The following is a 16,531-nucleotide window of genomic DNA, read 5'->3' as shown; positions in this document are numbered from 1 at the left end:
AATCGATCCATTCGCTACTTGCCATTCGCCATTCGCCTGCCCGAGGTAACGGGATGGCGGACGAGAAGAAGCCTCAACTGACACATGCAGAGCGGATTTTCGTCCGCATTTCGGCGCTGCAGACCGTTCTTGCGGTCGCGGGCGTGTTCACCGGCAGCGTCGCCCTGTACGCGGCGCTCAACGAGGCGGATGCTGTGCGGAAGCAGCAGCAAGCGGCGGTGTGGCCGTATGTCGGAATTGGCAGCATGGATTTAGACTTGGAGACGGGCGCCGAGATTTTTCAACGGGTGGCGCTGAATTCCGGCATCGGCCCGGCCCGCATCGCGGCATTTCGCGTTACTGTCGACGGCGCCTCGCAAAAGACTTGGAAAGAGGCGGTTGCGGCTCTTACCGGCGACAGGAACATCCCGGTGGTGACCGGCTCCATTAGCGGCCGCGTCATCAGGCCGGGCGAAATGATCGAGATGGTGACAGTTCGGGGGGATGCTGCGGCGGCGATTAATTCAGCGCACTCGCGTTTGCGGGTTGAGGCCTGTTATTGCTCAGTTTTTGATTCCTGCTGGCTCGTTGACACAAGCCGGAGGGACGCCATTTTCGAGCCAGAGCCGGTTAGGCGGTGTCCGGACTACGGCGCAGAACAGTTCACGCAATAGGAAGCGATTATGGCGGACAAACTTCACTTCGATCTCGTTTCGCCGGAACGCCGGCTGATGTCGGAAGAGGTCGATCAGGTCGACGTCCCGGGGGCGGAAGGCGTGTTCGGCGTGCTCCCCGATCACGCGCCGTTCATGGCGACGCTGGCGCCTGGCGTGCTGACGGTGAAGAACGCCGGCGCCGAGAAGCGAATCTTCGTGCGCGGCGGCTTCGCGGAAGTCACGCCCGCGGGGCTTTCGGTTCTCGCCGAGGAGGCGGTCCCGGTCGAGGAGCTCGACGCCGAGGCCATCGCCCGGCGCATCAGGGAGTGCGAGGAGGATCTCGCCGACGAGGACGTCACGGCCGAAACCCGGCGCCAGGCGGAGCAGGAACTGCGGCATCTCAAGGAGATGCAGGCGGCGTTGTAGGGCGAATGGCGAAATCGCAAACGGCGAGCGGGATCATCGCCTAAAGGCGAACGCCGCCCTTTGCCAATTCGCTATTCGCCATTCGCCATTCGCTGAATCGCCGCCGCCATCGCCTCGGGCGGGGCGGCCTCGACCGTTACGGGATTCTTGTTCGCCGAGATCGGGATGACGACCCTGCGCGCGTGCAGCATCATCGGCCATGCGCGGTCTTGAGGCGATAAATCCCCATACTGAGGATCGCCCAGAATCGGCGCGCCGATATGGGCGAGGTGAACGCGGAGCTGGTGCGTGCGTCCCGTTTTCGGCTTTGCTTCGATGAATGAAAGACCGTCCTTCGCGGCGATGACGCGATAGGCGGTGATCGCCTCCTGACCGTCGGCGGCTATCTCGACCCGCCAGCCGGTTCCGCGGCTCTTCTTCTTCAAGGGCGCGTCGATCGTTCCTGACGGCTGTTCCGGGACGCCCTGGCAGATCGCCCAATAGCTCTTCCGGATGCGTCCTTCTGAAAACAGCCGATGCAGCTTTCTCAGCGCCTTGGGGTGCCGGCCGAGCACGAGACAACCCGACGTGTCGCGGTCGAGCCGATGGGCCAGGGCGGGGGCGCGCGGCAGGCCGAACCGCAACTGGTCGAAATAATTCTCGAGATTGTCCCCGCCTCCCGGTCCTGCGTGCACGGGGATTCCGGCCGGCTTGTCGATCACCAGCATCAGCCCGTCCCGATAGAGCACGCGGTCGAGGAGATTCATGCGCGGACCGTTTTCGCCTGCGTCCCGCCGCGCGGCGGGTTGCGCGCGAAGATATCGTCCTGTACCGCATGCGGTCGAGCGCCGACAATTGACGATCGTATAGACGGAGGGGAAGCGATGACGCGAACCTGCGCGTTCCGGAGAGGCTGTGCGGCGGCGGGCGCCGCGCTGGCCGCCGGCCTTTCTGCGGCTTATGCCGGCGACATGCTGATTACGAATGCTGTCGTCGTCTCGCCAGAGCGCGACAAGCCCTCGCGTCCGGTCAGCGTTTACATCAGCGAAGGCCGCATCGCCGAAATCGCGCGGCGGCCGTCCCGCAAAGCGCGCGCGGCGGCGACGGTCATCGACGCGGCCGGAAAATATCTCGCGCCGGGCCTAATCGACGGACATGTCCATCTTGACGGGGTTCCGGGCATGCTCCCGCGCCACGAGGAGGCGTATGCGGAAATCGCCGCCGCCGCCCGCGGCCAGATCCCCCGCAGCTATCTCTTTTACGGCTTCACCACCGTGATCGACCTCAATTCGACGCCGGCGCGCATCGCCGAGTGGAATGCGCAGACGACCCGCCCGCACGCCTATTTCTGCGGCGGCGCGCCGATCGTTGACGGCTATCCCACAAGCTATGCGCCCAAACCGCTGCGCTATCAGCTCATGCCCTATTTTCTGTTCGATCCGGAGCGCGCCGGCGATTTTCCAGAAGGATACGATCCGACCGGGCATTCTCCTGAAGCTGTCGTCGCGCGCATGAGCGAAGACGGGGCGATCTGCGTCAAAACCTTTTACGAGGACGGCTTCGGCGATGACGCCAGCCTGCCGGTTCCCTCGATCGAGACCGTCCGCGCGCTTGTCGCCGCCGCCCATGCGCGCGGCATGAAGGTCCTTTTGCACGCCAACGCGCAGGAAGCGCAGGCTTTCGGGCTCGCCGCCGGCGTCGATGCGATGGCGCACGGACTGTGGACATGGGCCGACGGCGCGGCGACGGCGCTGACGGACGATGTCGCCGCGCTTCTCGACGCTATCGCGGCGCGCGGGACGGGCTGGCAGCCGACCATTCAGGTTCTTTACGGGGAGCGCGACCTTTTCGATCCTGCCTATCTCGCCAGCGCGGCGTTGAAGGATGCGCTGCCGCAAAGCCTGATCGATTGGTACGGAACTGAGGACGGCCGTTGGTTCCGAACGCGCCTGGCCGCCAGCCCGTATGTGGCCGGGTTCATTGATGACGGCCGTTGGGCGGAGATCGACGCCGCCCCCATCGCGCGCGTGGAGGCGGCGCTGGGCCGTCTCGCCGCGCGCGGCGGCCGCCTCCTCTTCGGATCCGACACGCCGAGCGCGCCGACCTACGCCAACCCGCCGGGGCTCAACGGACGCGTCGAATTGCAGCGCTGGATCGAGGCGGGGGTCGATCCGGCCCGGACGTTCCGCGCCGCGACGATCGGGAATGCGGAATTCTTCGGGCTCGACGGCGAAATCGGGACGGTCGAAGAAGGCAAGCAAGCCGATCTCCTCGTTCTGGAGAAGAATCCTCTGGAAGATCCATCCGCCTACGACGCGATAGACATGATCATCGTCGACGGCGAAGCGTTCCCCCGCGCGGCGTTGTCGGCCCGCGCCGGCCGGAAATAGCCTTCAGGCGCGCATACGGATGAAGTCCCGCAGCGGGGCGAAGCCGCGGGCGAGCTCCTCATACACCTTGCGCTTGAACGGCACGATCAGGCCAGGGGTCTCTTCGAGCTCCGCCCAGCGCCAGGCGTCGAACTCCTGTTTGTCGTCGGCGGCGAGGTCGATCTCGCTCTCCTCGCCCTCGAACAGCATGGCCGCCCATTTCTGGCGCTGGCCGCGCCAGTCCTTCTTTTTGTAACCGGGCGGAAAGTCATAGGCGAGCCACCCGGGCGTGAGCGCCAGAAGCCGCACCGACACGACGCCGGTCTCCTCCTTGAGCTCGCGGAAGGCGGCTTCTTCGATGCGCTCGCCGGGGTCGATCCCGCCTTGCGGCATCTGCCAACGCCAGCGCTCGCGCTCTTCGCCGAGATCGGCGAAGTCTGCGACGCGCCGGCCGATCCACACGCGCCCGTCGCGATTGAACAGGGCGACGCCGACATTCGGCCGGTAATGACTTAGATGGTCTTCGATCGACATGGGCGGGCCGCGCGCTGGCGCTTCCTAATCAGATCGGTTCTCTATCGCGACTTGCGCGGCGGAAGTCCACCGGCGGGCGGAGAGCTCACAGGGCGCCGGCGCGCGCATGGACGACGGCCGAGGCAGGCGCCAGCGCGATCCCATCCGCTGCGAGGGCCTCGCTCCATTCGATGACGGCGTCGATCACCGCGTCATAGGCGTAGGCTTTGCCGAGGGCGTGCCCATTGCGTTCGGCGACGGCGGCGAGAGCTCTAAGATCGCGGCGTGCGGCGCCGACGTCCTCGCCGAGGGTTCCGGCGGCGATCATGCGGTCGACGACCGCGACCGGTCCGCCGTCGAGCCCGAGAGCGCGGGTCGCGCCGGTGTCGTCCACATAGGCGACGCCGGCCTGGGCCAGGCGCGTCAGCACCGGCCGAATCGCCTCGCGATCGGCGGAGAATTTTCCGCCGAGATAATTCGTCGCGCCGAAATAGCCGCCGAAACGCGACATCAGCCAGTCGAGCCGCTGGAGATTCTCCGCTTGCGTCCTTTCGGTCGAGAGCGCCGCGGGGCCGAGCGCGTCGGCGCCGGCACGCGTCTCCATCGGCAGCTCGATCATGATTTCGTGGCCGGCCTCCCGCGCGCGCGCCGTCCAGTAATCCAGATCCTTCGCGTAAGGCGCGAAGGCGAGCGTGATCTCAGGCGGCAATTCATCAATCGCGCGTTCGGTGAGCGCCCGATTGAGGCCGAGTCCGGCGACGATCAGCGCGGCGCGCGGCGCGCCGGCGTCGCTCGCGAAGGGGCGGGCGTAATGGCGCGCGGCGCGCCGGCCGTCGGCGGATATTTTCGGGCGCTGGCCGAAGGCGGTCGCGGCGAGCAGCGCCGGATCCGGATCGGGTATGCGAAAGGCAGGGCGCGCCAGGGCCGCAGCTGTCGCCGGCTGAGCGCTTGGGGGCGCCGCAGGCTTTCCGTCGATCGTGATGACGATGTCGCGCTCATCGAATGCGAGCGGTGCGTCGGCGGAATCGTCGGCATAAGGATCGTCGGACGGCTGCCTCAGGATTTCGACCGGCGATTGGGCGAAAAGTTCGCCTGCGTGCGCGGCGTCCGGGTCGTCGCCCTCGCGCAGAGCGGGACGGCTCTGGGATTCCGCAGCGTTGAGAACCGAGACGGTCTGCGGCGGCGCCATGCGTTCAAGCGCGCCTACCGGCAGCGCGACCCGTGTCGGCGCGTCGATTTTCGCGCCCAAGGCGAGCGCATACGCGCCAAGCAGGACGGCGCCGGCGGCGAAGCCGAGCCACGCCCAGGCGAGACGGCCGAGCACCGGCGGTTTGAAGCGGCGGCGGGGCATTGCTGTCAATTTCGTTCGTGAGGCCGCGCCGGCCCTGCCAGGGCGGGACGGCCTGCTCCTAGCCTCGCCCTGACCCTATAAAGGACAGGGTTAACAGACCGGAAAGACAGCCCGGAGAAGCGAATGGGCATCATCAGGCGAAACGGCAAGGCCCGCGCCCTGCGCGCTACGGCGGGCCTTACGGGACCGTCGCGGGTCCGCTTGACCGCTTTCCAGGGCTCTATTGGCGCGCCGCGCCGGCGTCGGCGAGCGCGCGCCGATAGGCGGTCGCGTCAGCAAGGAGCTCAAGCGCGCGCTTGAGCTGGCAGTCCTCGCCCTCCGGGCATTGCACCGGCTCGACGACGGGGGAGTCCTGGCCGACGACGGTTTCAGCCTTGTCCGGCTCGCCGGCGTCTGCGTCAGGGGCGAGCGCGCCGGGCAGGTCTCGTTCGCTCGGTCGTTTCGCCGGGGTTTCCTGGCCAGGATAGACGACCGGCATCAAAATGTCCGGCTCGATGCCGAGGGACTGAATGGAGCGGCCGGCCGGCGTGTAATACTTCGCCGTCGTCAGCCGCAGCGCGCCCTGAAGGCCGTTCTGCAGGGGAATGACCGTCTGGACGCTGCCCTTGCCGAAGGTTTTGGTGCCCAGCAGCAATGCGCGGTTGCGATCCTGCAGCGCGCCCGCGACGATCTCGGACGCGGAGGCCGAGCCGCCGTTGATCAGCACGACGATCGGCTTGCCGCGGGTCTTGTCGCCGGACGTTCCCATTTCGCGCAGAGTGTCCTTGAGCCGCCGACCGCGGGTGGAGACGATCTCGCCGCCGTCGAGGAAGACGTCGGCGACGGCGACGGCCTGATCGAGCAGCCCGCCCGGGTTGGAGCGCAGATCGAGCACATAACCTTTCGGCCCGCCCGGAATCTCGGCGTCAAGCTGTTTCAGGGCCTTCTCGATGCCGTCATCCGTCTGTTCGCTGAACGTCGAAATGCGGATATAGCCGAATTGGCCTTCGGGGCGAGCGGAGACGGACTGGACCGTGATGATGTCGCGCACCAGGACGAGATCAAACGGCGGATTCTCGCGGTCCCGGACCACGGAAATCTCGACCCTCGTGCCTTTGGGCCCTTTGAGCTTGGATATCGCTTCATCGATCGACATGCCGAGCACGTTTTCGCCGTCAATGGCGACGATGAGGTCGTTCGTCTGGAGCCCGGCACGCGCGGCCGGCGTGTCGTCGATCGGCGCCACGATCTTCACGAGACCCTTGTCGGGGCCTTCATTGTCCATGACGACCTGAATGCCGAGTCCGGCGAAGGTGCCGCGCGTCTGCTCCTGCATCTGCGCGAATTCTTCGGCGCTCAGATAGCTCGAATGAGGATCGAGCTTGGAGAGCATGCCTTCGATGGCGCCGCGAATGAGCTCGGCGTCCTCGGGCTCGACGACATAGTTTTCGTGCACCTGCTCGAAGACCTCTCCGAACAGATCAAGCTGGCGGAAAGTCTCCGCCGAAATGGTCGGCCTCGCGAAACCGGCGCTCAGCACGCCGGCCGTAACCAGCGCGCCGCCCAACGCGGCTGCGGCGAGGGCGGCGAGGGAGGCCCGCCCGGCGCGGCGGGACGAGCGATGACGGCGGCGCTTGAAATCAGACATGCTTTGCTTCCCTCAGGCGGACCAGGGCGCTTCGCGCGGAACGGAAACTCCTTCCTGTCGAGCACGCCGCCGACGCGGCGGGTCGGCAAGGCCGGATCGGCGAACCGTTCGATCCATGCGACCAGCGATTGGGGGCCGCGGCGGAAACGTGCGATTCGCAGGTCCTGTACGCTCTCAAAACGCCATGTCCTCCATACTCTTACGCGAGAGCCACAAGGACGGGTTAACGGGTTCTCCGTTCTTGCGGATCTCCAGATCCAGCGTCGCGCCGCCGCCGGGCGGAGCGGCCATGGCTGCGACCGGCTCGCCGGCCGCGACCCGCTGGCCTTCCTGAACCAGGAAAGCGCCGACGCCTATCAAAAGTATATGGTAGCCCCCGCCGACGTCCAGAACGATGAGATTCCCCACTGGTCCCCAGGGCCGGGCGAACGCGACATTCGCCTCATAGGGCGCCGTCACGATCGCTTGATCGGCGACGGCGAAGCGGATCCCCTCGAATCGCCCGCCTTCGGGGCGCTGCGCGCCGTATTCGCCGACAAGCCGGCCGACCACGGGGGGGCGCAAGGCGCCGCGCGCCTCGGCGAAGGGGCGGGCGGGCGCGAAAATATCCGGCGTGCGCGACGGCCGCCGGCTCGGCGCGGGCGGGGCGTCGAGCCGCGGCGGCGAGGGCTTCAGGCGCGGGGTGATGGCGCTGGCGAGCCGCTCCAGCCTCTGCAGCACCTCCCGCAGGCTCGAGGCCCTGGCGGCGAGGGCGGCGGTTTCCCGCTGGGCCGCGGCCGCCAGGCTCGCGGCGACATCGCGCTCAGCCTGCTTCTTCTCCAGCAGTTCGGCGAGAATGGTCCGACGCGCCGAAATCTCTTCGTTGGTTTTTTCATAGGCTTGGCGCTCGCGCTCGCGCTCGGCGCGGACCCGGGTGAGCGCGTCAAGGGACTCCTTGAGCGCCGCGGCCCGCGCTTCGAGGACGGGCGCGGCCTCGGACAGCAGCATCGCCGCGCGCGCGGCGCGGTTGGCGTCGTCGGGCGAGACGAGGAGAGCCGGCGGCCGGCCCAGCTCCAGCGACTGCAGGGCGGCGAGCACGTCCGCGAGATTTTCACGCTCGGCGATCAGGGCGGTCGAAATGCGCGCTTCTTCCGCGTCGAGCCGGTTGAGTTCGGCGGCGATCGCCTGCAAGCGGCGTTCGGCGTCCTGCAGCGAATTGGTGGTCTCGATCATCCGGTAGCGAAGTTCTGCGACCTCTTTCTCCCGGGCCTCCGCTTCGTCGCGCAGACGTTTCTCTTCTTCCGCACGGGCCTTGAGGCGGGCCTCGATCTCCGCGAGCTCCTTTTCGCTCGGGCTGGCCTGAGCCGCCGCCGGCTGCGCAGCGAAGCCGATGCAGAGGGCGACCAGAGCGAGCCCGCTGCGAAAACCGGCGCGTCGCGCGGCAGGTTCGCAGCAGCGGCGCCGGTCTCGCAGATCCCTTCTCGCTTTCCCGGCGCGCGCTCGGTCGGGAGCAAGCCGCGCCAAGTCCCCTCTCCGGAAAAGAAGGAGCGGAGGGGGATCCGACGGCGGGTTGAGCATAGCTTCGGTTCCGAAAACGGTCTCACGCATCGGCGCGCGCTATCCGCGATGATAGGGGTGTCCGGACAGGATGGTCATCGCGCGGTAGATCTGCTCGCACAGCATCGCCCTGACAAGCATATGCGGCCATGTCGCCGGCCCGAAGGACAGAACGAGATCGGCCTTTTCGCGCAACGATGGATCATGCCCGTCCGCGCCGCCGATCAGAAACGCCGCCGCGGGAGCGCCCTGATCGCGCCAGCGACCGAGCAGCGCGGCGAAGTCGGCGCTCGCCAGCGGTTTGCCCCGCTCATCGAGCACGATTCGCCTGGCCCTGTCCGGAATGGCGGCCGCAAGGAGCGCGCTCTCGCGCGTCCGCCTGGCCGGACCGTCGAGGCCTTTCGGCGCTTCGGACTCGATAATTGCAAAATCAGAAAAACCGACGGCCCGCCCGGCGGCGCGGATGCGCGCGGCGTAGTCGTCGACGAGGGCGGCTTCCGGCGCATTTTTCGCGCGCCCGATCGCGGCGACGACAAGCCGCATGGGGGGTGCTCCCGTCCAGGCCGGATCAGACGTCGGTCTTCAGCGGCGCGTGAGCCGCTTCCGACCAGATACGTTCGAGATTGTAAAAGGCGCGCACTTCCGGCCGGAAAAGGTGAACGATCACGTCTTCGGCGTCGATCAACACCCAGTCGCAGGCCGGCAGGCCTTCGACCCTTGCCCGCCCGAAGCCGGCTTCCTTCAACTTGCGGAGAATCTTGTCCGCGAGCGCGCCGACATGGCGCTGCGAGCGGCCGGAGGCGATCACCATGGCGTCGGCGATGTCGGACTTGCCCTCCAGGCTGATCGTGACGATCTCCTCGGCCTTGTCCGCGTCGAGTTCGCAAAGGATCAGATTGAGGATTTCGCGGCTGCGTTCCGCTGGGGAAAGGGCCGCCAGGCCCCATGACGCATCGCCGGTTTCCGCCGCCGGCCCGTCCATGACGTCGCTCGCGTCCGCCGCGCCGGCGACCAACTTCAATGCGGCCTTGCGGTGGGCCGCCGCACCGGGCTGAGATCTCAGCGCCTGCCTCCCTTGTTGCACGGGCGGTCGCCCGCCCGTCGAGTTTATCGCCGCCCTCGCATCGGGCCAAGCGTCTGCGGACGCCCCCTCTGTCGCCCAAAGGCCACAGTTCCCGCGCCGGGCGCGGCTCTGCGCCTGTCCCGTTTCCGGATGGGGCTCACCCGGCCCGGCGGGCCCGGCGCAACGCCGTCGAAGAGATGGGGTTGGAAATCCCCGAATAAAAGGCCCATGCGGGCGGCTCGGCGTCGGCGAGGAGGGGGCCGTCCCGTTCATCGAGACGAAATGCGGCGAGCGCCTGCGCGGCGGGGCTTTCTTCCGCGGCAGCCTCGTGACCCGGCCGGCTGAAGACCGCGATCGGAACCATCGCGGCGATGGCCCGCCAGTCCTTCCATTCATGGAAGGCCGCAAGACTGTCCGCGCCCATCAGCCAGACGAAGCGCATCTGCGGCCACAGATCGGCGAGCATGGAGAGCGTGTCGACCGTATACTGAAGGCCTTTGCGGCGTTCGAAATCCGACGCCACGATGCGCGGATCTGCGGCGATCCGGCGCGCCGCCGCGAGGCGCTCTTCATAGGGCGCGTAGATGTCGGGCGCCTTCAAAGGGTTGCCGGGACTGACGAGCCACCAAACGGCGTCAAGGCCGAGCCAATCGAGCGCGGCGAGCGAAATCTCGCGATGGCCTTCATGGGCCGGATTGAATGAGCCGCCAAGAAGGCCGATTTTCGACGTGGCGTGACGTTGGGGGACCATAAGCGTCAAAGGTTGCCGGCGGCGCGTTCCGGCATGGTAATGTCATGTGGGGGCGAACGGAAATGGCGGCCGCCTGCAGAAAGGACCTGCTGACAAAATCTGTCAATCGAGGCGGCTAGCTTTTCCCGTCCGTTCCGGCGAAGCAGGAGCCCGCCGGGCGCTCATCGCAGGAGCCTTCCATGAAAGACATTCCGGTCAAATCCGGCACGCGCTATCCGGCCCCGTTTGATGCGCCGTGCAGGGCGCGCGAGTGGCAGGCGCTGGGCGAGGCCTTCGGTCTTGCGCAGTTCGGCGTGAACCGCGTGCGTCTGAAGCCCGGCGTGTGGTCGAGCCAGCGTCACTGGCACACCCATGAGGACGAATTCGTCTATGTGCTTGAAGGCGCGCCGACCCTGGTGACCGACGACGGGCGGCGCGCGTTGGGGCCTGGCGAGTTCGTCGGCTTCCGGGGCGGCGTCGAAAACGGCCATCATCTCATCAATGAAACGGAAGAGGACGTCGTGTTTCTCGTCGTCGGCGCGCGGATCGCCGAAGACGCGGCGCATTATCCCGACATCGATCTTTACTGCCCGCCCGGTCGCCAGCAAGGCGCGGTCTTCACCCGCAAAAACGGCGAGCCCTACTGAGCCGGCGCCCCTAAGGGGTCCAGGCCGTATCCTCCGTATCCGGCGTTTCTTGCGCTTGCGCGCCGCCAGCCTTCAGCGCCATGAGGTTGCGCACAAGCGCCGGGAGGCCTTCGCCGCTCGCGCCGGAGATTGCGCGCGCCGGTCGGCCGGCTGCCTTGGACAGGACCTTGAGCTTTGCAGCGCGTTGCTCAGGGCTTAGCGCGTCGACCTTGTTGAGGCAGACGATCTCGCGCTTCTGCGCAAGCCCGCCGCCATAGGCCTTGAGCTCGCGGCGCACCGTTTCGTACGCCGCCGCGACATCGTCATGCGTTCCGTCGACGAGATGCACGATTGCGGCGCAGCGCTCCACATGGCCGAGAAAGCGATCGCCGATCCCGGCGCCTTCATGGGCGCCTTCGATCAGGCCGGGAATGTCGGCGATGACGAAGCTCTCGCCTTCGCCGACGCGCACGACGCCCAGATTGGGATGAAGCGTCGTGAACGGATAATCGGCGATTTTCGGCTTGGCGGCCGAGACGGCGGCGAGCAGCGTCGATTTGCCGGCGTTGGGAAGGCCGACCAGGCCGAAATCGGCGATCAGCTTGAGGCGCAGCCAGATCGTGCGCGCCTCGCCCGGCTGGCCGGGATTGGCCCGGCGCGGGGCCCGGTTGGTCGAAGATTTGAAGCGGGCGTTGCCGAAGCCGCCGTTTCCGCCCTTGGCGAGGATCGCGCGCGCGCCGGGCCGGTCGAGATCGGCGATGAGCGTTTCCTCGTCCTCTTCGAAGATTTGCGTGCCCACGGGAACCTTGATGACAAGGTCGTCGCCGTCCGCGCCGGTGCGGTTGCTCCCCTCGCCGGGCCGGCCGTTCCGGGCGCGGTAATGCTGCTGGTAGCGGAAGTCGATAAGGGTGTTGAGGTTCTCGACCGCTTCCGCCCAGACATGCCCGCCGCGCCCGCCGTCGCCGCCGTTCGGCCCGCCGAACTCGATGAATTTTTCGCGCCGGAACGACAGGCAGCCGGCGCCGCCGGCGCCGCTCTGGACGTATATTTTCGCGCGGTCGAGGAATTTCATGGGCGCTATATAGAGTTTTTTTGTCGCCGCGCCATGGCCGTTCAAAAATCGTAGCCGAACAGCCTGATGTCCTTTTCGTAAAGCCGGAACGCCTTCTCGCGGGCGGCCGCGTCATAATAGGCGGCGTAGGGCTGGCGCTCGTCCGTCGCGTTCGCCCGGCCGATTTCGACGTGTTCGACGCCGATCCTGGCCAGCACGGTTCTCAGATCGTCCTCGAAACGCTCCATCCGGCCGATAAAGTCGACATTATTGAGGTCGATGAGCGAGGATTGCAGCGCCAGATGCCGGTCGCAGGCCTGAAGATCGAGGCCGGCGACATGGTCGAGAAAGCCGTCGAGCCGCCGGCATCTTTCCAGCGCGTCCGGGGCGAGGCCGAAAGCGTTGGATCGCACGACCTTGTCGAGCCAGCATGAGATCAGCCGGTCCCAGGGATTTCGCACGAAGGCGAACTTGAAGTAATCCCGGTAAAGATTGGGCGCGTAATGCAGATTGCTGTCAGGTCCGCGGCGGCGCAGGACGCCGCCCTGTCGCAGGCAGCGCACGATCGTTCGCGTCCCGACTTTCGCGACGCGGAACCAAAGGAATTTTCGCTCATGCGAAAGGCTGATATTGTAGCGCCGCGCCGAGGGAAGAAACGGGACCGCGCTCAGGGCGCGATAGAAAAGCTGCGCGGGCGTGGCGATCATGAATCCGGCTCCGGAATCGAGGCGTTGAAGCGCTCTGGCGCCGGCATGCTTCCGGGAACCGCCAGCCGCCGTCAAGGGCGCGCTCCCCGCGCGTGCAGGAACGAAAGGACATGCGATGAAGATCGAGCCCGCCGGCGCCGCCGATCGCGCTGCGCTTCTCGCCCTTTGGGAGCGCTCGGTCCGCGCGACGCACGACTTCCTTGCGGAAGAAGACGTGATCGCCATTCGCGAGGCCGTGCGCGCGCACGCCCTGCCGGCGCTCGAACTATGGTTGGCGCGGGACGGGAAGGGCGCGCCGGTCGGCTTCATGGGGCTCGCCGGGAATTCGGTGGAGACGCTTTTTATCGATCCAGACTGGTTCGGCCGCGGTCTCGGCCGCGCCTTTCTGAACCATGCGCGCGCCCTGCGCGGCCCGCTCCGGGTCGATGTCAACGAACAAAATCCCGGCGCGCTCGCCTTTTACAGAAAATGCGGGTTTGTCGAGACGGGCCGCTCGGCGGTCGATTCGGACGGCCGGCCGTTTCCCATCATCCACCTCGCAGAGTCCGCCGCGGAAAAGGAAAGCGCGACATGATCATCGTTCACCATCTCGAAAATTCCCGCTCCCAGCGCGTTCTGTGGCTGCTCGAAGAGCTCGGCCTCGAATACGAGGTCCGCCGCTACGAGCGCGACAGAAAGACCAATCTGGCGCCGGCGACCTTGCGCAAGATCCATCCTCTGGGCAAATCGCCGGTGGTCGAGGACGGCGGGCGCATCCTCGCCGAGACCGGCGCGATCGTCGAGCATCTCGTCGAAGCGCATGGCGCCGGCCGCCTCGTCCCTGCGCGCGAGACGGCGAACTATGTCCGCTACAAATACTGGATTCACGCCGCGGAAGGCTCCTACATGCCGCCGCTCGTCATGGCGCTGCTTCTGAACCGGATGGAGAGCGCGCCGATGCCCTTCTTCGCCCGCCCTGTCGCGCGCCGGCTCGCGAACGGCGTGCGCGCCGGCTATCTAGACCAGACCACCCAGGCGCTGTTCGATCATCTCGATACGGAGCTCTCCCGCGATGAATGGCTGGCGGGGCCGGACTTCACGGCCGCCGACATCATGATGAGCTTTCCGATCGAAGCCGCGCGGGGACGCGTGGCGGCCGCGCAGGGGCGCGAGACTCTCGACCGGTTCGTGGAAAAAATTCACGCACGCCCCGCCTATCGGCGCGCCCTCGAGAAAGGCGGGCCTTACGCATACGCCTGAGAGAAGCGCGTGCTTCCGGCTTCTCTCGCCGGGCTTGCGGTCCTTACTGCTTGATGTCGGGCGCGCCGGCTTCCTCGGCCGAGGCGTTGGTCGGCGCCGTCGCCGGTTGCGGGACGAGCGCGACCGGCGCGTCGTCTTTTTCTTCGTCCTGCTTCGGCTCTTCGCGCAGCTCCGGCAGCGGCCGGGGCTTGGGCGAAGGGGCCGGCGCAGCGGGCGCCGGCGCGGCCGGAGGCGCGTCGAAATCGGGCGCGTCGAAGCCGTCGGCGGCGAACTCCTGCCAATAGGCCGGCTGATTCATCAGGGAACGGAAATAGTCGATGTTCTGCTCGGCGAGTTGCGGCGGCAGATCGGAACGGGCGAGCCGCTCGGCCTCGCGCAGGTCGCCCTTAATCGCGAGCGCGAGCGCGAGGTTCTGGCGCACCCGCGCGTTGCCGCGCCGGCTCGCCGCGGCCGCGCGCAGCGTTTTCACGGCCATGTCGAGATCGCCGGAGAGCGCATAGGACAGGCCTTTGTTGTTCATGACGCTGACGGCTTCCGGCGCGAGGGCGAGCGCCGCGTCGTATTTGCGGCGCGCGGCCTCATGCTCGCCGATCTGGTCGAGCGCGACGCCGTAGGCCGACAACGCGCGCCAGTCGTTCGCGCGCGCGTCGGCGGCGGTTTCGAGATAACGGACCGCCTCGAAAGCGCGTCCGTCCTCGACCAGCGCCTTGCCGAGCTCGAGATTGACGTCCGGATCGTCGGGATGGCGCCCGGCGACCTTCATCATCACCGAGACAGCTTCGCGGCTCGAGCCGATCTTGCGCAGCGATGCGGCGTAGCGCGTGGCGACGGCGGGGTTATGCGGCTCGCGATTGTAGCGCGTCCCCCAGAAGGCGGCTGCGGCGATGGGATCGAGCGTGGAGGGGTCAGCTTCCGGATTGGTGAAAACTCCGATGGCGCCGGCGTAATCGCCAGTTCCGGCGACGTCGGCGCGCCCGCCTCCGCTCGACGCGCAGCCGGCGAGCAGGATGGCGCAAAGCCCCGCGCCGGCGTATGTACGAAGCGAACAGGCGATCTCGGTCTTGCGCGCGGCCATGACGAACCTCAAAAACTGCGGATGGCGCGGCGATCATCTGCCAATGAGTTCAACAAACGCTTAACCGCCGCGCGGTCTGCGGGGCGTAAAAGCGAATAGGAAGTTAACGGAGCGTTTCATGCGGCTGGAGCTTTTGCAGGATTACGACGAAACGGCCCATGCGCGGGCGCGGCCGATTTATGAAATTTCCGACAAGGGGCTCGACGGCCGCGACGATCTGCCGGCGCCGCTTCGCGCGCTCGCGCGCGCGAACGGTTTTTCAGGGGAAGCGGGGGTTGTTCTCGCCCATGAAGAAGGCGTACTTCTCGGCGTCGGCGACGGGTCTGATCCGTTCATTCTGGCTGCGGCGGCGGAGAAGCTTCCCGAAGGCGACTACCGTCTGGCGCCGACGCCGGCGTCTGATCTGGCCTGGCGCGCCGGCTTCGCCTGGCTTCTCGGAAGCTACCGTTTCGACCGCTACAGGAAGCAGAAGCCGGCCGCGGCGCGCCTGATCGCGCCGCGCGGGCTCGACGTCGCAGCCGTGCGGCGCGAGGTCGGCGCGGTCGGCTATATCCGCGATCTCGTCAACACGCCCGCCGCAGACATGACGCCGTCCGCCCTGGAAGCTGAAGCGCGCGCGCTTGCAAAGGCGCATGGCGCGAAGATCGAAACGATCATCGGCGAGGCGCTCCTGGAACGGAACTTTCCGCTCATTCATGCGGTGGGGCGCGCGGCCGCCGAGGCGCCGCGGCTCGTCGACCTCGTCTGGGGCCGGGAAGACGCGCCGAGGATCACTCTCATCGGCAAGGGCGTGTGCTTCGATTCCGGCGGGCTGGACCTTAAGAGCGCCTCGAACATGCTTCTGATGAAAAAGGATATGGGCGGGGCGGCCCACGCCCTCGGCCTTGCGCGGATGATCATGGAGTCCGGTCTCGACGTCCGTCTGCGCGTGCTGATCCCGGCGGTCGAAAACGCCGTGTCCGGTTCGGCCTACCGGCCTGGCGACATCCTCAACAGCCGCAAGGGCCTCACCGTCGAGATCGGCAACACCGACGCCGAGGGGCGGCTCGTGCTCGCCGACGCGCTGGCGCTCGCGGGCGAGGAGGAAGACCCGCCGGCGCTGCTCGTCACGCTTGCGACACTGACCGGCGCGGCGCGCGTCGCGCTCGGGCCGGAGCTTGCGCCCTATTACGCCAACGACGAGGCGCTGGCGGCCGAACTGATGGAGGCTGGCCGGGCCGTCGCCGACCCGCTGTGGCGGATGCCGCTCTGGCCGGGCTATGATTCGATGCTCGCCTCGACCGTCGCCGACGTCAGCAATGTCGGAAACGGGTCCTTCGCCGGGTCGATCACGGCCGCGCTCTTCCTCAAGCGCTTCGCGCCGGCGGGCGTTCCCTGGGCGCATTTCGACATCTACGCCTGGCGGCCCAAGGCCGCGCCGGGCCGGCCCGTCGGCGGCGAGGCGCAGGCCGTGCGCGCGCTCCTGCGCGTGATCGCAGATCGGACGGGCGGGAACGCCGAGGGCGCATAGACTTCTCGCCGGGACGGGCCGAAACCCTTGCCCTTCAGGCGCGAACAGTTGCACCGTCGGCGCGGATGATCGCCCCGGCGAGGGGCGCGCGGAA

General features: G+C 67.3%; 18 protein-coding genes. 7 read left to right on the top strand and 11 right to left on the bottom strand.

Annotated elements, in window-relative coordinates; translation table 11 throughout:
• Window positions 1-53 precede the first annotated feature (53 nt).
• Both CHB64_RS01340 and CHB64_RS01335 read left to right on the top strand, forming a co-directional pair.
• Entirely contained in the window at window positions 54-653 is a 600-nt protein-coding gene (locus CHB64_RS01340; RefSeq protein WP_089410785.1) for a hypothetical protein, read from the top strand.
• 9 nt (window positions 654-662) lie between these two features.
• A complete protein-coding gene (locus CHB64_RS01335) occupies window positions 663-1,061 on the top strand; it encodes a F0F1 ATP synthase subunit epsilon (RefSeq protein WP_089410784.1) in 399 nt (132 codons plus the stop codon).
• A 71-nt stretch (window positions 1,062-1,132) separates the two neighbouring features.
• On the opposite strand, the gene CHB64_RS01330 is transcribed toward CHB64_RS01335, so the two are convergent.
• Window positions 1,133-1,807, bottom strand: a complete 675-nt coding sequence (locus CHB64_RS01330; protein ID WP_089410783.1) for an RluA family pseudouridine synthase — start codon at window positions 1,805-1,807, stop codon at window positions 1,133-1,135.
• 117 nt (window positions 1,808-1,924) lie between these two features.
• Here CHB64_RS01330 and CHB64_RS01325 point away from each other — a divergent pair, with 117 nt between their 5' ends.
• On the top strand, window positions 1,925-3,430 hold the full coding sequence (locus CHB64_RS01325) for an amidohydrolase family protein (RefSeq protein WP_089410782.1): 1,506 nt from the start codon (window positions 1,925-1,927) through the stop codon (window positions 3,428-3,430).
• Window positions 3,431-3,433: 3 nt separating this feature from the next.
• Here CHB64_RS01325 and CHB64_RS01320 read toward each other — a convergent pair whose 3' ends face one another.
• From CHB64_RS01320 to CHB64_RS01290, 7 genes are all read right to left on the bottom strand, one after another.
• Window positions 3,434-3,943 (bottom strand): RNA pyrophosphohydrolase, encoded by a 510-nt coding sequence (locus tag CHB64_RS01320; RefSeq protein ID WP_089410781.1) that lies wholly within the window; start codon window positions 3,941-3,943, stop codon window positions 3,434-3,436.
• Window positions 3,944-4,028: 85 nt separating this feature from the next.
• Complete coding sequence (locus CHB64_RS01315; RefSeq protein WP_089410780.1) at window positions 4,029-5,273, bottom strand: divergent polysaccharide deacetylase family protein; 1,245 nt, start codon at window positions 5,271-5,273, stop codon at window positions 4,029-4,031.
• 220 nt (window positions 5,274-5,493) lie between these two features.
• Entirely contained in the window at window positions 5,494-6,900 is a 1,407-nt protein-coding gene (locus CHB64_RS01310; RefSeq protein ID WP_089410779.1) for a S41 family peptidase, read from the bottom strand.
• A 174-nt stretch (window positions 6,901-7,074) separates the two neighbouring features.
• Window positions 7,075-8,403 (bottom strand): murein hydrolase activator EnvC family protein, encoded by a 1,329-nt coding sequence (locus CHB64_RS01305; RefSeq protein WP_159462364.1) that lies wholly within the window; start codon window positions 8,401-8,403, stop codon window positions 7,075-7,077.
• 93 nt (window positions 8,404-8,496) lie between these two features.
• Entirely contained in the window at window positions 8,497-8,979 is a 483-nt protein-coding gene (rlmH, locus tag CHB64_RS01300) for a 23S rRNA (pseudouridine(1915)-N(3))-methyltransferase RlmH (protein ID WP_089410777.1), read from the bottom strand.
• 25 nt (window positions 8,980-9,004) lie between these two features.
• Entirely contained in the window at window positions 9,005-9,457 is a 453-nt protein-coding gene (gene rsfS, locus CHB64_RS01295) for a ribosome silencing factor (protein ID WP_234993294.1), read from the bottom strand.
• A 199-nt stretch (window positions 9,458-9,656) separates the two neighbouring features.
• Window positions 9,657-10,250 (bottom strand): nicotinate-nucleotide adenylyltransferase, encoded by a 594-nt coding sequence (locus CHB64_RS01290; protein ID WP_089410776.1) that lies wholly within the window; start codon window positions 10,248-10,250, stop codon window positions 9,657-9,659.
• 179 nt (window positions 10,251-10,429) lie between these two features.
• Between CHB64_RS01290 and CHB64_RS01285 the strand changes: the two genes are divergently transcribed.
• Window positions 10,430-10,876, top strand: a complete 447-nt coding sequence (locus tag CHB64_RS01285) for a cupin domain-containing protein (protein WP_089410775.1) — start codon at window positions 10,430-10,432, stop codon at window positions 10,874-10,876.
• Window positions 10,877-10,886: 10 nt separating this feature from the next.
• Here CHB64_RS01285 and obgE read toward each other — a convergent pair whose 3' ends face one another.
• Window positions 10,887-11,927 carry a GTPase ObgE gene (gene obgE, locus CHB64_RS01280; RefSeq protein WP_089411421.1) on the bottom strand — a complete coding sequence of 347 codons (1,041 nt, stop codon included), beginning with the start codon at window positions 11,925-11,927 and terminating at the stop codon, window positions 10,887-10,889.
• Between the two features lie 41 nt (window positions 11,928-11,968).
• Entirely contained in the window at window positions 11,969-12,613 is a 645-nt protein-coding gene (locus CHB64_RS01275; RefSeq protein WP_159462363.1) for a sulfotransferase family protein, read from the bottom strand.
• 115 nt (window positions 12,614-12,728) lie between these two features.
• Here CHB64_RS01275 and CHB64_RS01270 point away from each other — a divergent pair, with 115 nt between their 5' ends.
• Together CHB64_RS01270 and CHB64_RS01265 are read left to right on the top strand one after the other, a co-directional pair.
• The gene (locus CHB64_RS01270) at window positions 12,729-13,187 is read left to right on the top strand and encodes an acetyltransferase (protein WP_089411420.1); all 459 of its coding nucleotides are present in this window, start codon (window positions 12,729-12,731) and stop codon (window positions 13,185-13,187) included.
• A complete protein-coding gene (locus CHB64_RS01265; protein WP_089410773.1) occupies window positions 13,184-13,852 on the top strand; it encodes a glutathione S-transferase in 669 nt (222 codons plus the stop codon). Before CHB64_RS01270 ends, CHB64_RS01265 begins: the two co-directional genes overlap by 4 nt.
• 43 nt (window positions 13,853-13,895) lie before the next feature.
• On the opposite strand, the gene CHB64_RS01260 is transcribed toward CHB64_RS01265, so the two are convergent.
• Window positions 13,896-14,927 carry a tetratricopeptide repeat protein gene (locus CHB64_RS01260; protein ID WP_089410772.1) on the bottom strand — a complete coding sequence of 344 codons (1,032 nt, stop codon included), beginning with the start codon at window positions 14,925-14,927 and terminating at the stop codon, window positions 13,896-13,898.
• Window positions 14,928-15,045: 118 nt separating this feature from the next.
• Here CHB64_RS01260 and CHB64_RS01255 point away from each other — a divergent pair, with 118 nt between their 5' ends.
• Window positions 15,046-16,437 carry a leucyl aminopeptidase family protein gene (locus CHB64_RS01255; protein ID WP_089410771.1) on the top strand — a complete coding sequence of 464 codons (1,392 nt, stop codon included), beginning with the start codon at window positions 15,046-15,048 and terminating at the stop codon, window positions 16,435-16,437.
• Window positions 16,438-16,531: the final 94 nt, after the last annotated feature.

Origin of the sequence: Amphiplicatus metriothermophilus, from assembly GCF_900199215.1 — a bacterium.
Classification (GTDB): Bacteria; Pseudomonadota; Alphaproteobacteria; order Caulobacterales; family Parvularculaceae; genus Amphiplicatus; species Amphiplicatus metriothermophilus.
Note: the sequence above shows the minus strand (reverse complement) of the source record. Positions and strands in the feature narration are given on the sequence as shown.

What these genes read in the sequence shown, in the direction of transcription:
- CHB64_RS01255 (WP_089410771.1), top strand. Translation starts at nt 15,046, where the DNA reads ATGCGGCTGGAGCTTTTGCAGGATTACGACGAAACGGCCCATGCGCGG.
- CHB64_RS01310 (WP_089410779.1), bottom strand. Translation starts at nt 6,900, where the DNA reads ATGTCTGATTTCAAGCGCCGCCGTCATCGCTCGTCCCGCCGCGCCGGG.
- CHB64_RS01320 (WP_089410781.1), bottom strand. Translation starts at nt 3,943, where the DNA reads ATGTCGATCGAAGACCATCTAAGTCATTACCGGCCGAATGTCGGCGTC.
- obgE (WP_089411421.1), bottom strand. Translation starts at nt 11,927, where the DNA reads ATGAAATTCCTCGACCGCGCGAAAATATACGTCCAGAGCGGCGCCGGC.
- CHB64_RS01340 (WP_089410785.1), top strand. Translation starts at nt 54, where the DNA reads ATGGCGGACGAGAAGAAGCCTCAACTGACACATGCAGAGCGGATTTTC.
- CHB64_RS01275 (WP_159462363.1), bottom strand. Translation starts at nt 12,613, where the DNA reads ATGATCGCCACGCCCGCGCAGCTTTTCTATCGCGCCCTGAGCGCGGTC.
- CHB64_RS01325 (WP_089410782.1), top strand. Translation starts at nt 1,925, where the DNA reads ATGACGCGAACCTGCGCGTTCCGGAGAGGCTGTGCGGCGGCGGGCGCC.
- CHB64_RS01260 (WP_089410772.1), bottom strand. Translation starts at nt 14,927, where the DNA reads ATGGCCGCGCGCAAGACCGAGATCGCCTGTTCGCTTCGTACATACGCC.
- CHB64_RS01285 (WP_089410775.1), top strand. Translation starts at nt 10,430, where the DNA reads ATGAAAGACATTCCGGTCAAATCCGGCACGCGCTATCCGGCCCCGTTT.
- CHB64_RS01270 (WP_089411420.1), top strand. Translation starts at nt 12,729, where the DNA reads ATGAAGATCGAGCCCGCCGGCGCCGCCGATCGCGCTGCGCTTCTCGCC.
- CHB64_RS01315 (WP_089410780.1), bottom strand. Translation starts at nt 5,273, where the DNA reads ATGCCCCGCCGCCGCTTCAAACCGCCGGTGCTCGGCCGTCTCGCCTGG.
- CHB64_RS01330 (WP_089410783.1), bottom strand. Translation starts at nt 1,807, where the DNA reads ATGAATCTCCTCGACCGCGTGCTCTATCGGGACGGGCTGATGCTGGTG.
- CHB64_RS01290 (WP_089410776.1), bottom strand. Translation starts at nt 10,250, where the DNA reads ATGGTCCCCCAACGTCACGCCACGTCGAAAATCGGCCTTCTTGGCGGC.
- CHB64_RS01335 (WP_089410784.1), top strand. Translation starts at nt 663, where the DNA reads ATGGCGGACAAACTTCACTTCGATCTCGTTTCGCCGGAACGCCGGCTG.
- rlmH (WP_089410777.1), bottom strand. Translation starts at nt 8,979, where the DNA reads ATGCGGCTTGTCGTCGCCGCGATCGGGCGCGCGAAAAATGCGCCGGAA.
- CHB64_RS01265 (WP_089410773.1), top strand. Translation starts at nt 13,184, where the DNA reads ATGATCATCGTTCACCATCTCGAAAATTCCCGCTCCCAGCGCGTTCTG.